The 14726-nt window shown below is 65.9% G+C and carries 13 protein-coding genes; 6 read left to right on the top strand and 7 right to left on the bottom strand.

Annotation, left to right across the window (positions count from 1 at the left end; translation table 11 throughout):
* Window positions 1-101: 101 nt before the first annotated feature.
* The 5 genes from ASE43_RS00115 to ASE43_RS00135 all read right to left on the bottom strand — a co-directional run bounded on the left by ASE43_RS00115 (window position 102) and on the right by ASE43_RS00135 (window position 5223).
* Window positions 102-1022 (bottom strand): sialate O-acetylesterase, encoded by a 921-nt coding sequence (locus tag ASE43_RS00115; RefSeq protein WP_082607013.1) that lies wholly within the window; start codon window positions 1020-1022, stop codon window positions 102-104.
* Window positions 1023-1108: 86 nt separating this feature from the next.
* On the bottom strand, window positions 1109-2830 hold the full coding sequence (locus ASE43_RS00120) for a sialate O-acetylesterase (RefSeq protein WP_057159061.1): 1722 nt from the start codon (window positions 2828-2830) through the stop codon (window positions 1109-1111).
* A 137-nt stretch (window positions 2831-2967) separates the two neighbouring features.
* Entirely contained in the window at window positions 2968-3921 is a 954-nt protein-coding gene (locus ASE43_RS00125) for a sialate O-acetylesterase (protein WP_057159062.1), read from the bottom strand.
* A 566-nt stretch (window positions 3922-4487) separates the two neighbouring features.
* Window positions 4488-4838: a hypothetical protein gene (locus tag ASE43_RS00130; protein ID WP_057159063.1), complete on the bottom strand. Its 351-nt coding sequence runs from the start codon at window positions 4836-4838 to the stop codon at window positions 4488-4490.
* Window positions 4839-4992: 154 nt separating this feature from the next.
* Complete coding sequence (locus ASE43_RS00135) at window positions 4993-5223, bottom strand: DUF4287 domain-containing protein (RefSeq protein ID WP_056174026.1); 231 nt, start codon at window positions 5221-5223, stop codon at window positions 4993-4995.
* A 286-nt stretch (window positions 5224-5509) separates the two neighbouring features.
* Between ASE43_RS00135 and ASE43_RS00140 the strand changes: the two genes are divergently transcribed.
* The 3 genes from ASE43_RS00140 to ASE43_RS00150 all read left to right on the top strand — a co-directional run bounded on the left by ASE43_RS00140 (window position 5510) and on the right by ASE43_RS00150 (window position 7219).
* On the top strand, window positions 5510-6430 hold the full coding sequence (locus ASE43_RS00140; RefSeq protein WP_057159064.1) for a M14 family metallocarboxypeptidase: 921 nt from the start codon (window positions 5510-5512) through the stop codon (window positions 6428-6430).
* 166 nt (window positions 6431-6596) lie between these two features.
* Window positions 6597-7031 carry a hypothetical protein gene (locus ASE43_RS00145; RefSeq protein WP_057159065.1) on the top strand — a complete coding sequence of 145 codons (435 nt, stop codon included), beginning with the start codon at window positions 6597-6599 and terminating at the stop codon, window positions 7029-7031.
* Window positions 7028-7219, top strand: coding sequence for a hypothetical protein (locus ASE43_RS00150; RefSeq protein ID WP_057159066.1), 192 nt, complete (start codon window positions 7028-7030; stop codon window positions 7217-7219). The genes ASE43_RS00145 and ASE43_RS00150 overlap by 4 nt, the downstream gene beginning before the upstream one ends.
* Window positions 7220-7520: 301 nt before the next feature.
* Here ASE43_RS00150 and ASE43_RS00155 read toward each other — a convergent pair whose 3' ends face one another.
* Window positions 7521-8633: an alpha/beta hydrolase gene (locus tag ASE43_RS00155; protein ID WP_057159067.1), complete on the bottom strand. Its 1113-nt coding sequence runs from the start codon at window positions 8631-8633 to the stop codon at window positions 7521-7523.
* A gap of 197 nt (window positions 8634-8830) precedes the next feature.
* On the bottom strand, window positions 8831-10030 hold the full coding sequence (locus ASE43_RS00160; RefSeq protein ID WP_162258733.1) for a lipase: 1200 nt from the start codon (window positions 10028-10030) through the stop codon (window positions 8831-8833).
* Between the two features lie 173 nt (window positions 10031-10203).
* On the opposite strand from ASE43_RS00160, the gene ASE43_RS00165 reads away from it, so the two are divergent.
* The 3 genes from ASE43_RS00165 to ASE43_RS00175 all read left to right on the top strand — a co-directional run bounded on the left by ASE43_RS00165 (window position 10204) and on the right by ASE43_RS00175 (window position 14714).
* Window positions 10204-10389, top strand: coding sequence for a hypothetical protein (locus ASE43_RS00165; RefSeq protein WP_057159069.1), 186 nt, complete (start codon window positions 10204-10206; stop codon window positions 10387-10389).
* 141 nt (window positions 10390-10530) lie between these two features.
* The gene (locus ASE43_RS00170; protein ID WP_057159070.1) at window positions 10531-13080 is read left to right on the top strand and encodes an MAC/perforin domain-containing protein; all 2550 of its coding nucleotides are present in this window, start codon (window positions 10531-10533) and stop codon (window positions 13078-13080) included.
* 176 nt (window positions 13081-13256) lie between these two features.
* Complete coding sequence (locus ASE43_RS00175) at window positions 13257-14714, top strand: hypothetical protein (protein ID WP_057159071.1); 1458 nt, start codon at window positions 13257-13259, stop codon at window positions 14712-14714.
* The last annotated feature ends 12 nt before the right edge of the window (window positions 14715-14726 follow it).

The raw sequence follows: 14726 nt of genomic DNA on the forward strand, positions 1-14726 counted from the left end.
TCGGGGACCGCTACGGCGACGGTAATGTCGTATCCGTAGCGGTTGAGTCCGCAAAGCAAGCCATCGCAGCTGGCTTCGCGGCCCAGACGCTTCGTCGGAACTCAGAACTGCCCCAAGCCCCACGCGTCGTACAGCGCCTGCAAGGCGAAGCGCTGGCCCAAGGTGACCTGGCCCCGGGCGGTGTAATGCATGGGGTCGTTGTTGTAGGCCTCCAGGTCGCGGCCGTTGACCAGGTAGACATTCGGATCGGCGTCGGCAACGGCTTGCTGCGCGTTCCAGATGTGCTGGCGATAGGTCCACACCGGCGTGTCGCGGATGGTGGCGACGTAGAAATCCAGATTCGGCTTGTTGAGCTGGGTCCTCAAGGTCGCGATCAGGCGTTCTAGATTGGCCTGGTAGTGCTGGGCGTACTTGATGTCGCCCGAATCGCTTTCGCCCTGCATCCAGAACACGCCCTGGATATCCAGCGCGATGCCGCCTGCGGCCATGGCTTGGGTGGCGTGGTTGATGGTGTTGATCAGATAGTCGTAACGGTTGATGCCGGGATCGGTCGGGTCCCAATCCACCGCGAGCAAAGTTCCGCCCTTGCTGTACTTGATGATCGCGATCGGCTCCTTCAGGTGCGCGGCGATCTCGCGGCCGATTCCCAGCTCGGGCCCGAACATGTTGTTGCGGTAGAGCGAATGTTCGTATCCGCTGCCGTAGGCGGGGCGCATCGCATCCCAACCCGGGCCGACGCCGCTGTCCGGATGGCCCTTGTAGATCAAGACCTGGTTGTAGTCGCTGTCCCAATGGCCGAAGCCGATGGTGTAGAGGTCCTGCTGCGGATTCAGGCCGTTGGCCGGGTTGTTTCTGCGAACGCCGGTGCCTTCGGCATTGGACTGTCCGGCGACGATGTAGGTGCGCAGGGTCGGCATCGGGGCTTGCTGGGCCTGTGCGCTGGAACTGCCACCGAACACGCACAGGGCGAGCATGAGGCCGACACAGCGACGGATGCGCTTGCGAGAGCTGGAGTGCGACATGCGGGTTGTCCTCTTTGGGGCGCGGACGCTAGCCGGTCATTACGATCGGCTAGCGTCCGCGCCGGGGTCGAAGTGGCTAGCCGGCCTTACCAGGGGACCTGGCCCAGGCCCCAGGCGGTGTAGAGCCCTTGCAGCGCGAACCGATTGCCCAGCGTGACCTGGCCTGCCGCGGTGTAATGAGCGGGATCGTTGTCGTAGGCCTGCAGATCGCGGCCGCTGACCCAATTGACGTTGGGGTCGGCGTCGGCGACGGCCTGCTGCGCATTCCAGATCATCTGACGGTAGGTCCAATGCGGCGTATCGCGGATGGTGGCGAGGTGGAAGGGCAGTTGCGGCTTGCCGAGTTGCGTCCTCAAGATCGCGATGAACTGCTTGAGATTCGCCTCGTAGGCCTGCGCATACGGCAAGGCGATGGAATCGCTTTCGCCCTGCATCCAGAACACGCCCTGGATATCCAGTTCGACACCGGCGGCCTCGGCGGCGGCGGTCGCGTTGGCGATGGCGACCAGCAAATGGTCGTACTGGTTGGTGCCCGGATCGGCGGGGTTCCAGTCCACCGCCAGGGTGGTGCTGCCCTTGGATTGCTTGATCAGTACGATCTGTTCTTCGAGGTAGTGGGCCATGCTGCGCGCGATGCCCAGCTCGGGGCCGAACAGGTGATAGTTGAGCGGATTGCTTTCGTGCCCGAGGCCGTAGGTCGCGCGCATCACGTCCAGGCGTTGACCGACACCGCTGTCCGGATGGCCTTTGTAGATTAGGGTCTGGCTGTAGGTGGTGTCGTAGTGGCCGAATCCGATGGTGTACAAATCCTGCTTCGGATTCAGGCCATAAGCCGCGGCGTTTCTGCTGATGCCGACACCCTCGGCATTGGATTGTCCGGCCACGATGTAGGCGCGCAGCGTCTTGACCTGGCCCTTGCCCCAGGCCGCGTACAGCGCCTGCCGTGCGAAACGCTGGCCCAGGGTGACCTCGCCCCTGGCGGTGTAGTGGGCGATGTCGTCGTTATAGGTTTCCAGGTCTTTGCCATGGACCAGATAGGCGTTCGGATCTGCGTCGGCCACGGCCTGTTGCGCATCCCAGATGAGCTGCCGATGCGTCCATAGCGGCAGATCCTTCAGGGTGGCGATGTGGAACGCCAGGTTCGGCTTGTTGAGCCGGGTCCTGAGCGCGGCGATCAGGCGTTCGAGATTTGCTTTGTAGTTCTGCGAATCGGCCAGGCTCCACGAGTCGCTTTCGCCCTGCGTCCAGAACACGCCCTGGATGTCCAGGGTGATGCCGGCGGGCGCGATCGCCTGCTTGGCGTTTTCGATGGTCGCGATCAGCTTGTCGTAGCAGTTGATCGCCGGGTCGTCGGGGTTCCAGAACTGCGCCAGCGAGGTGCCGCCCTGGCCGTATTTGATGATCGCGATCTGCTCGTTCAAATGCGTGGCGACTTCGTGCCCGATCGCGAGTTCGGGGCCGAACTGGTTGTTCAGATGCCTTGCTTGGTCGTAGCCGCCGCCGTAGGCCGGGCGCATGTTGTCCCAGCCGGGGCCGACGCCCGTGTCGGTATGGCCCTTATAGATCAAGGCCTGCGGGAAGTCGGCGTACCAATGGCTGTAGCCGATGGTGTTGAGATCCTGTTCGGGATTCCGGCCGCCGGGGTTCTTGCGGGTGCCGCCGCCTTCGGAGTTGGATTGCCCGGCGACGATGTAGGCGCGGATGGTTCGGGTTTGCGCTTGCGCGGCCAGACTGGCGCACAGCACGAATAGCACCAGCAGCAGGCTGCAGGCGCGGCGGATGCTGCTTGGCGTGTTGGGATGGAACATAGGGAGCCCCCCGAGGGTGAAGTGCGTGCGCTACGGAAACTGCCGGTGATCGGATGGGCCTCGTTGCAGAGGCCCCGGACCGCGCCGAGCCCGTTGCGAGATGGATCGCGTTTCGGGCCAAGGCGGCGCGGATGCATTTACCAGGCGACTTGGCCCAGTCCCCAGACGTCGTACAGCGCTTGCAAGGCGAAGCGCTGGCCCAACGAGACCTGGCCGCGGGCGGTGTAGTGGATGGGATCGCTGGTGTAGGTCTCCAGGTCCCGGCCGTGGACCAGATAGACGTTCGGATCGGCGTCGGCCACCGTTTGTTGCGCGTTCCAGATCTGCTGCCGATACGTCAGGTACGGCGTGTCCTTGATGGTGGCGACGTAGACGTCCAACTGCGGCTTGTTGAGGTCTCGCCGCAAGGCGGCGACGAACTTCTTGAGATTCGCTTCGTAGGCCTGCGCGCGCGCCTGGTCGATCGAATCGGCCTCGCCCTGCATCCAGAACACCCCCTGGATATCCAGGGCGATGTTGGCGGGGGCGATCGCATTTTTGCCGTTGTTAACCGCCGCCAGCAGGTGGTCGTAAAGATTCTGAGCCGGATCGTCCGGGTCCCACATCGAGATGGGCGAGCCGCCGAGGGTGTACTTGATGATCGCGATCCGCTCGCCCAGGTGGGTGGACACTTCGCGACCGATGGCCAGTTCCGGACCGAACATGTTGTTGTGGTGCAGGTATTGCTCGTAGTAGTAGCCGTAGTGGGGGCGCATCGCATCCCACCCCGGTGCGACACCGGTGGAGGGGTGGGCTTTGTAGATCAGCGCCTGGTCGGTGGTGCTGTCCCAGCCGCCGAAGCCGATGGTGTACAGGTCCTGCTTGGGAACGACGCTGTTGATGTAGCGGTCCTGGTCGGTGTTGTTCTTCGCGGAGAGGGCGATGTTGCGGATGCCGAAGCCTTCGGCATTGGATTGCCCGGCCACGATGTAAGTGCGCAGCGTCACGACCGGGGCTTGCGCGTGAGCGCCCAGGCTGGCGCCCAGGACGCAGAGCGACAGCAGCAAACCGGAGAGGCGGCGGGCGCGGGTTGCGGCGGTGCGTAGCGGCATGTCGTGGCTCCTTGGTGCGTGTAGGCGGGCGGGGCGGTGCGAGGCGGGAGGGGCCGGTTACGGCGGATGCGAAACCTGTTTTCCAATCGGAGAATATGGGCCCGTCATAAAGCTCCCGAGCGGCGTCGAGCCAATCGTCTTGGGGGTCCTGTGGGGTACTGCGCGAAACGCTTGCCTGCGGCTGTGCCAGCGGGCTGGAGCGAGTCGGTCCGCGTCCGGCGGATGGGATCGACGCTAGGAATGCCCGCCCGGACTGTCAAGCCGAAATGGACCGGTGTTCTTCCTGAGTGTTTTCCCTAGGCGTATGATTTTTATAGCTATTCAGGGTGGTTGCGCGGCCGCAATTCAGACCAAAGTATCAGGATCGGATAGCCAATTTCCGCAGTCGAAAATGACGCCGCCGAGTCGAATGCGCGGCGGCCTCGCGCTGCGCACGAAGACCGGTTCACAGAATGCGTGCTGACGGTCTGCGCAATCGGCGCCTAAGAAATGCTGGCGCACCACCGACTGCGCGTAGACGCCCAGGGGCGCCCGCGCAGTCCGCGGTGCGTGGGGGTGGAACTGGATTACATGCCTGGAATCGGCAGGCACTCCATGACCTCGACGCCGTCGCCGGGGAAGATCGCGAAGTGCGGATGGTTCTCGAACAGCTTGGCGGCGTCGTCCTGCGACTCGGCGCGCACCACGGTGTAGGCGGCCATGGCGTTGCGGATGTCGGCAATGCCGTCGCTGGTGATGCGCTTGGTTTTTCCCAGCGGGGCGCCGTGGTCGACGATGGCGTCGGCGTTGCGGGTCACCCATTCCTGCCAGGCCTGCATGCCGGCTTGCTCGCGCGCCGCGCGCGTGGCCTCGTCCAAGGTTTTCCAGACGTCCATCGAGGCGGGGGATCCGGTAAAGATCGCCAGATAAGTCTTCATCGCTTACTCCTGTGAGGGTGAGGGATCCACGGTGGGCTCGGGCCCGCCGTGGCGAGGTGAAAGATCGCTGGATCGCCAGCGGGGCGGGCTGCGTTCAAGCGCACCGCGCGAATGACGGATTTTTGGAATGCACCGCTTGGAGCGTTATTCGCGGCTATTTGTCGCCTTCCTTCTTCATGCCCTTTAGCAGCGCCACGATCGCCATCGAATGGCCATGCCCCAGGTCGAAGTCCTGCTTCAGCCAGGCGATGATGTCGCCGGGTTTGACCCCCGGCAGCAAGCCCTTGGGACCCGCATAGCCCTTCTTGGCGGCCAATGCACGGAAGTCGGCCGGGCTCTTGCCGGTCTTGGTCTGGATGTTGTCGAGATAGGCCTGGAAGGACATGGGTGGGCTCCTGGATGGTGGGCGAGCGTGCGAGATCGTGGGCGATTCGGCCGCTCTTACTTGAGACGACGAACCAGGGCGGGCCAAATCGACATGGCGCGCGAACTTTTTTCGACCGGTCGAGGCGGAGCGGACCGCCCTCCCTCAGCCGGCCCGGTTCCAGGCGTGCGACGGCTGCCGCGAAACGCATCGAGCGAGCCGCGAACAACCCGTTGCCGACAGGCTGAGCGGCGGCGCGATGCTAAAATGTCGGCCTTCCCAGCCAGCCTTCGGAGCGAGCGACGCGATGACCGCCACAGCCTTCTATCCCATCGGTACCCCCGGCCAGGCTTGGGGCGCCGCAGAAGTCGCCCAGTGGCGCTCGCGACAGGTTCGCCATCGCAGCTATGCGGACGATGTGCTGAGCAAGATCGATGCGCTGCGCTCGCGGTTCGACGTGCTGGAGTACGGTCGCCTGGACTACGCGCCCGACAGCTACCCGCTGTTCGCGATCAAGAGCCGCGACTGGCAGGAGGGCCTGCCCACCGCGCTGGTGACCGGCGGCGTGCACGGCTACGAGACCAGCGGCGTGCACGGTGCGCTGGAATTCGTCGACCGCCACGCGGCGGACTACGCCGGCCGCGCCAATCTGCTGATCGCGCCCTGCATCAGCCCTTGGGCCTACGAGCGCATTCACCGCTGGAATCCGCAGGCGATCGATCCCAACCGCTCCTTCCGCGAGGACAGCCCGGCGCCGGAGTCGGCCGCGCTGATGCGTCTGGTCGCGCCGCTGAGCGACGGCGTGCTGGTGCATATCGATCTGCACGAAACCACCGACAGCGACGAGTCCGAATTCCGCCCTGCCCTGGCCGCGCGCGACGGCAAGCCGTTCGAACCCGGCGAAATCCCCGACGGCTTCTATCTGGTCGACGATGCGCAGGCGCCGCAGCCCGCGTTCCAGCAGGCGGTGATCGCGGCGGTGGCCAAGGTCACCCACATCGCGCCGGCCGACGACAAGGGCGAGATCATCGGCTCGACCGTGGTCGCCCCGGGCGTGATCAACTACGCGCTGCGCCCGCTGGGCCTGTGCGCCGGCGTCACCGACGCGCGCTACCGCACCACCACCGAGGTCTATCCCGACAGCCCGCGCGCCACGCCCGAGCAGTGCAACACGGCGCAGGCGACCGCGGTGTGCGCGGCGATCGATTACGCGCTGGCGCATCCTTGATCGCAGGCACCCACGATTCGGCTTGAGGACTCGATCGAAAGGCCGCTGACCAGCGGCCTTTCTTTTTGCCCTCGCGACTGATTTCAACGCGGTTTGCGGCCAAGGTGGACGCGCCTCGGCGGGCTCTGCTATCAATGCGCCAGACCGTGGGCCTGGGGGAGGCCGAATGGATCCGAAGCTGCAACAACTGGTGGCGCGCACCAATCTGGACGAACTGCTCGCACCGCCCGCGCAGGCAGTCGATCTCAATCAACCCGTGGCGCCGCCCGCATCCGCGCCCATGGAACCGGCACGCTCCACCTCCGATCCGTTCCAGGTCAGCTTCGCCACCACCGACGTCATCGGCAAGCTGCACGACGGCGGCAGGAGTTCGGGCGTGCGCTGGTTCGCGCTGGTGTTCCTGGGCGGACCGATGCTGATCTTCGGCCTGAGCCTGCTGTACCTGACCTGGTACGACCCGCAGTTGCAGATCTTCAAGATCCCCAACGACGTCGGCTCGGCCTTGAAGGCGTTGTTCGGTACGGTGGCCGGGCTGGCGTTCAGCGGTTTTTGGCCCTACGTCATTTTTCGGCGCAGGCCTGCATCGACGGACAAGGCGTGAGGCGGCTCGCGCTGGTCGCCGTGCTCGGCCTGAGTGTGGCCAACGTCTCCGCACAGGAACGCGTATCCGAGTCGCCCGAGTCGCTGGTGCGCGAATACACGCGCGCCGTGCAAAGCGCCATTCTCAAGCGTTGGACGCGACCGCAGTCGGCGGCCGTCGGTCAGCATTGCGTTTTGGACGTGCGCTAGCTCCCCGGCGGCATCGTCGCGAGCGTGGACGTGGCGTCGGACTGCGAGTACGACGCGGCCGGCAGGCAGTCCATCATGGCCGCCACGCTGAAGGCGCAGCTGCTGCCGTACGCGGGCTACGAAAGCGTGTTCCATCGTCGCTTGATCCTGAAATTCGTCGTTCAGGATTCCGTGCCATAGAAGGGCGGGGCCGTTCATTCGGGACAGGGTGACGACTGTTTAACGATGGGCTTGGGTTTGCCCAAATGAAAGCGGAGACGCTCGCATCCGAACGTCTCCGCACTTCAATCTTGCTCGAGTGTCAACGCTTGTCGCCGGCGCCCTCGTCGGTCAGCGGCCGCACGTAGGTGAGCAGACTGGTCAGCAGCTTGCCGGGTTCCTCCCAGGGCACCATGTGCGAGGAGTGTTCGAACCAGACGCCTTGCTTGTAGGGCGCCTTGACCTGGGCCAGCCAGGCATCGGTGGGTTCCGATGGCGTGGTGTAGTCGTGGCGGCCCATGAACATCAGGACCGGAATCGGGAACTCGCGCACCTGGCTCATGTTCACGGCCAGGAACTCGGGCAGCAGGCGGCCCAGCGAGAACACGTTGCCTTCGTCCACGGCGGCGCGGTCGCAATCGTCGTAATCCGGCGATAGCAGCGGCGCGCGGTAGTAGTAGAGCGAACTGTCGCGGTAGGCGCTCAGGCCGCCGTAGTGCTGGGCCCATTTGCGTGCGGCGATGATGCGTTCGCGGGTGATGGGCTGGTCGCCGGGGTAGGGGGCGATAGCCTGCATTTCCTTGATCGCCTCCTGGTTGCCCTCGGCGGTGGCCTGGCGCAGGCCGTGGTCGAAGCTGATGCGCTCGTTCTCGCGTACGTTGATGACCTGGCCGATGCCGATGTAGGCGTAGAACAGGTCCGGTCGCTTCAACGCCGCCTGCATGCCGACGATCGTGCCCCAGCTATGGCCCATCAGCACCAGCTTGCGCTTGCCGTAGCGCTTGCGCAGGTGCTCGGCCACCTCGATGGCGTCGTCGACGTAGCGTTCGATGTGCAGGGTGTCGGCGTAATCGTTCGGGTCCTGCTGGGTGTAGGTCTTGCCGGCGCCGCGCTGGTCCCAGTTGACCACCGTGAAGTATTCCTCGAGCGGGCGCTGGAACTGCCACATGCCCGGAATCAGCGGCGAGGCGGGTCCGCCGTGTACGAGCAGGATCATGGGGTTAGCTTTGTCCTGGCCGCGCACGTTCACCCATTGCTCGATGCCGCCGGCCTTCACGGCGTAGGCCTCCTGCACGCCATCGGGATTTAGGATGCGGCCCAGGTCCTGGATGACGAGGCGGGCGTCCGCGTACTTGGAGGTGTCCTTGCATTCGGCCGCCTGAGCGACCGGACTCAGGAGCAGCGACAAGGCGAGCAGCAGCGACAGTGTTTTCATAGGCGGGCCTCATGCGTGGAAACGGAACGCGCGGCCGCACGATGTACTGGACTGAGGCGACGGGTGCAAGACCGGCCGCTCGTATCTGTGCGGTTACCGATACAGATACGGAGAAGGCGGGCACGGTTGCGCCGATGCGTCGTCCGCTCGCGGCCGACGCATCGGGAGAGCGAGGGGCGCCCGCGCGCCCGCTGGGGTCAGCGGTTCACCGACGGCCCGTTCACGCCGACATAGCCGTTCGCGCAGCCTGTGGTGCACGTGGTCGCCAGCATGTTGTAGACGATGCGGCCGGCATTGCTCTTGGAGCGGAAGTGGCCGACGCCGTTGCTGGTGTCGCCGCCGCCGGCGTTGTAGGGGCTGCCGTCCGACCAGTCCCAGTCGTAGGCATAGGCGCTGCTGCCGGTGCCGATGTCGACCTGCGCTTTGACGTTGCTGGCGGCATTGAATAAGGCGCCTGAGCTGCAGCCACTCGAGTAGCTGGTAGTGAAGCAATGGACCTGGTCGTAGAGGCCGCCGGTGATGGTGTAGAACGAGATCGTGCTGAGCAGGGTCGGCATCGCGCGCAGGCTGTTGCTGCCGCTGCCGGTCCAACGGTTGTAGCCGTAGTAGACCGCGCCGCTGCTGGGATAGAGGCCGAAGGTGTAGTAGTCGTAAGGGAAGATGTAGGCCTCGGCGTTGCAGGTCGGCGCGTAGGGCGACTGGTAGCCCGTGCTCAGACAGGTCTGCAGGCCGCGCAAGCCTCCGCCGATGTTGACGAAGCGGCGTACGCTGCCCTGATAGCCGTAGTAGCGCAGCATGGCCAGGCTCATCGACGAGCCCAGCGAGTGGGCGACGATATCGACCTGGCTGCGGCCGGTGTAGGCCTTCACTTTGTCGATGAAGGTTTTGAGGATCTGGTACTTGGCCGGCTCGTGGTAGTTGTACTGCGGCGTCGCGCGCTCGTCTGCGTCCAGGTAGGTCACACCGAACAGTTCGCAATCGTTGTAGCCGCGCGCCTTGAGTTCGTCGTAGATGGAGTTGGCCGGCGTGGTGTAGCCGGCGACGGCGGCGGGTGGCATGTCGAAACTGATCGCGCTGTCGCCGTTGCCGGCGATGAACACCACCGGCGTGCGCGTGGCCACGCAGCTGCCGCCGCCGAAACCGCCGCTGCCCACGCCCGGGCTGAATCCGCCCGCGTACTGACTGGCCGTGCCCAGGCAGGTGTAGCCGTTGTTGCTGCCGCAATCCAGGGCTTGTGCGGTCGCCGGTGCGAGCAGGGCCGCGCCGCCGAGCGCCGGTAGCAGCGCCGCCAGGGCCAAGCCGGACAGGCGGGCGCGAGTGAGGGTGGATGTCAGGGCCGCGGCGGCGCACGACCGGGTAATACCGGAGCCAACGAACTTCAGCGTGCTGCGAAACATGAGTGCCCTCCCCAGGGTGCCAGTTCGATCACAACGAAAGCCGGATCGGACGATGGTGAACCTGCGGGACAGGGCTTGGGTATTGCACCTATGGGCAATGCCGGGCCCTAGGACGCTCGCAATGACCTGCATTCATCGGTCAGCTCGAATCGGGCCTGCCGCAGCTACTGCCGATGGTGTGGGACGAGACGCTCGAGGTGCCTCAGGTCCCCAGCAAGGAGGTGGCGCGCCTGCAGGTAGGCGGAACGACTCTGACTTTTCCCGGTCGCGTATGGAAGCAGGAGGGCGGTTATGCCTATCTCTACAACAAGGATGGCGGCATCACCGTCGTCGCCACGCAGGCGCTTCCGGTCAGATGAAGTTTGGCGTCTGAACCAGCTGCACCAAGACGGCATGGCTATGGGCATCGTCGCGGTTCACGCCCGCGGCGGCGCGACGTTCGTAACTGAAGAGGTGCGCAATCGCGTGCCGCCGCTTCACTCACGAATCGAGCGATTTCCATGCCCACTCCCGCCAAGAAGACCGACGAGGCCCAGCTCGAGGATTACCTCAAGTCGCTGGGCCTGAAGAACCAGATCAAGGTCATCAAGGCCTACGGCATCGATTCGCTGGAGTTCCTCAAGGCGGTCTGCGCCAATTCGGCCGAGCGCAAGGCATTGGCGCAGCAGATCCGCGGCGACAATCCGGATGGGCCGGCGCGGATCGCGGCGGGCATCGTCGAGAAGCTGACCGCCAAACAGGTGCAGACGCGTATCGACCAGTTGGCCAGCGAGACCGAGGAATCCGGCAGCGCGAACTTCGACCAGAAGAAGCAGCAGCTGGCCGACGCGATCGAGGCGGTAGAGAAGCTGCGCAAGGAGACCGCCGACGCGGCCGCCGCCGACCGCGAGGCCGCGACCAAGCAGGCTCAGGCACAGCTCGATCGGATCCTGGCCAAGGTCAACGCCAAGGACCTGCTCAAGGGCGGCGAGACCAGCTTCGCGACCATCGCCAGCGCCACCGCGCTGATGGAACGCATCCAGGAGGGCCTGCAGAGCAAGATCGCCGACAGCCTCTACAGTTACCTCGATCAGCGCCCGCGCAGCATCGCCGAACTGCTGGAGGAGAACCAGTTGCTGCGCGGCTACTGCGCCAGCGCAGCCGGTCTGGCGCGTGCCAGCGGTTCCAACCTGCTCGACATGGCCGCGCTGCTAGGCAAGCCGGCGCCTATCCAGACCCAGGATTTCGAGTTCAGCAGCGAGGCCGCCTACAGCGAGGCCTCGCAACAGTTCGAGACCTCGGCCAGCTCCTACGCCACCGCCAACAGCGCGCGCGGCGCGATGTTCGTGGGTACCGGCATCGGCGCGGCCAGCCTGATGGTGCAGTACGCGACCGCCGGCCAGCGCCAGCGCGACGAGGCCGCGATGAAGCGCTCGCAGAAGGCGACCAAGCTGCGCGTGCACTACCAATGGGCGCCGCAGGCGACCCTGACCCTGCCCAGCAACCGCTTCGCGCTGAGCGAGGACGCACTGGGCGCCCTGCGCGCGATCGAGGCCGCGCAGCCCGCACAGAAGGCCGCGGCGGCGGCCGAGTTCCTGCGCAGCTTCGGCAGCCATGTGTTCTGCACCGCGGTGCTGGGCGGCTGGTACAAGCACGTGGCCAAGGCCAGCTGCAGTTCCTCCGAACAGATGAGGACCCTGGACGAAGCCCTGTCCACAGCGACCAACTGGGCGGTTTCGGCGTCGGCATCCTACGTGGGCCTGAGCGGCGCGGGCTCGGTGTCTAGCGCGCACGCCGGCGGCGTCAGCGCCGCGCGCGCGACCTCGACCGCGATGTCGTGCGTGGTCAAGGAGCAGCAGGTGTCGGTGGCGACCAGCGTGTTCGGCGGCCTGCCGGAGCTGCCCAGCGACCTGTGGCTGACCAGCGTCAAGGCCAACGCGCATTGGCAGGTGATCGACCGCAGCGACGAACAGCCGGTGTGGAAGATCGTGGGCCTGCTGTCGGCGAAGACGCTGGGCTTCGATCGCAAGGCCATGGCCGAGCTGTTGGAGCGGGCCTGGGTCAACGAGGTGTTCATCCCCTCGATCGCCGACGCCAAGGTGCGCGAGGCGATGCGGCCGAAGGCGCTGGCGAGCGCCGCCGCGCTGACCGAGGCGCTGCTGGCGCTGACCCGGCCGCCGACCATGCGACTGACGGTGATCCAGCGCCGCTGGGACCAGGCCGAGCAGCACTTCGGCCAGGAGGTCGCGTTGCCCAAAGGCTACAAGATCCTCGCTGGCGGCGTGTCCGCGGTGACTCAGGCGGCCGGCAACTTCGTCGTCGCCAGCTATCCCAAAGTCAGCGGGCAGGGCGCGGATCAGCGTTGGAGCTGGTGTGCGCGCATGAAGGACATCAAGCATGTGTCCAAAGTCCGACATGCGCTCACCATCGTGGCCTTGTACGACCCCGACGACGTATGGGACGTGCAGATCTTCGTCAAGGAGGCGACCGCGCACAAGACCCTGCACGAGATCGCGCTGCAGCCGCCGGGCGACTTCCTGCTGACCGGCTGCGGCGGCGAGGTCGACGTGTTCTCGGTGGCCGCGCTGAAGGCCTGCGGCTTCGCCCAGCTGGACGGCAAGCCGCCTGCCGCGACCGAGCACCGGTGCCAGGTGGTGGTGCGCACGACCGATCTGGTGCTGGCCTGCCCGCACACGGCCAAGGCTTATGCGATCGGCGTACGCGCGCGCGCCGGCACCGCCCTGGACGCCGACTACCAGTACCACCGCTTCGGCGCCACCAGCAATCACGACCACACCGTCACCCACGCGTTGCATCCGGGCGGCGACGAGAGCAAGCGCAGCGTGATGATCGCCGGTGGCGCCTGCCTGACCGACGCCGACATGCACCACGGCCTGACCGGTTCGCGCCCGGTGGTCTCCGATGCCTGGCGTGGCGGCGCGGCTCAGGTTTATGGCTGGCTGGCGACCAGCAAGGATCACGAGATCAAGCAGACCAGCGCGATGACCTTGTACACGCTGGGTCTGTCGAACGTCGACATCGTGTGGGAGGCCGAACCCGCGGGCAGCTGACGGCTCGTAACGCAGCCGTGGCGGTTGCGCGCAGCGCCGGGCAACCCGGCATTCTGGCCAGCGCCGGCGCGCGCCGCATCGCCGAAAACGGGTAGGACGCGCGCGCTCGCGCGCGTCGTCGCGGCGCTATCCTGGCGCGCAAACGGGGCCAACCCGGCGCGATCAAGGACGAAGTCGTGAACGACGAACGCAGCGGTCGTGAGGAGGCGGAGGCGCGGTCCGCTGACGCCAACCTGCAGGCCTACCTCGCCGAGGCGAGACGTTTGTTCGAGCGCGAAATCCTGCCGCGCTGGGTGACGGCCGACAACGTCTGGCGCAGCGCCTGGGCGATGGACGGCATCCTCGACTATTTCCTGGTCAGCGGCGCCGACAGCGCGCCCTACGGCGACGCCGCGCTGGGCGCGCTGGACCCGACCCAGCTGGGCAACTGGTGGGACGACTTCGGTTGGATCGGTATCGCCGCGTTGCGTGCCGCCGAGCAGGGTTTCGCGCCGCAACGCCGTGACGATTTCCTCAAGATCGCGATCAACGCCTGGGCTTACATGTACGGCCCGGGCTGGTCCACGCAGGCCGGTGCCGCGATCTATCCGTTCCGGGACTTGCCGGGCTGGGCGAGCTTCGCCAGTGAGCACGCGAACAACATCGGCGCGCCCAACGTCGGCAAGCGCATCGGCCAGACACGTCCGAATCCGCAGCCGCCGTTGCCGCCGAATGCGTGGATGATGCCGCGCCGGATTCCCGGCGGCGCGTGGAACTCGCCGATCACCTTGGACGCCTACCCGGACCCGGTGCCGACGCGTCAAACCGAGTGGTGGCGCAGCTACCTCAACCCGGTGCAGAACACTGTCACCAACGGTTTGTATGCGCTGTTGAGCCTGCGCCTGCATCGCGCCTCGCAGAACCCCGCGTTCGCGCAGGTGTTCCGCGCCAGCAACTTGAACACATCGGCCTGCAGGGTCGCCTGGACCGAACAGATCGGCTGGTTCAACCAATGGATGACAGGCACGCCGCAGCCCGACCAGTCCTTGTTGATGTCCTTGCCGTCGGGCGTGCTGGTGCGCGAGCGCGTGTCCACGTTCCAGCCGGTCGGGCCAAACGCGCAGCTCTATTGGGACGCGATGTACCGCAGCAGCCTGGCCTGGACCGGCGATCAGGGCCTGCTATTGGGCGCCTTGCGCGAGGCGCAGGCGGTCTGGCCCGGCGGTGTCGCGCCGCCCAAGGTGCTGAGCCTGTATCCGGCTTTGATCGAGGGCGTGTTCAAGAACGCCTACCAGCCGCGCAGCTACGGCTCGGTGTCCGGCAGTTTTCCGATGCCGTGGTTGGACACCTCCTCACCCAGCCCGTATTACGCGCCGTCGCCCGGCAACGACGACGGCGACTACCAGACCGGGGTGGGCGTGTTCATGCGTTATCTGCTGCAGGCCTGGCGCGCCAAGCCGACCCTGGTGCAGGGTTATCGCGCGCAAATTCTGGCCAACGCCGACGCCATCGTGCAGCCCGGTTTCGGCGAGCAAGCCTATCCGGGCGGCGCCTGCGATGCGTTCACGCCGAGGCAGGGCAGCATCGCCGATACGATGACGGCCTACGTCAATCGGCTGTCGGTGCTGGTGCTGGCGATCGCGATGGGGCGCTGACGCAGCGCCTGG

The organism is Lysobacter sp. Root983, assembly GCF_001429345.1.
Taxonomy (GTDB): domain Bacteria; phylum Pseudomonadota; class Gammaproteobacteria; order Xanthomonadales; family Xanthomonadaceae; genus Lysobacter.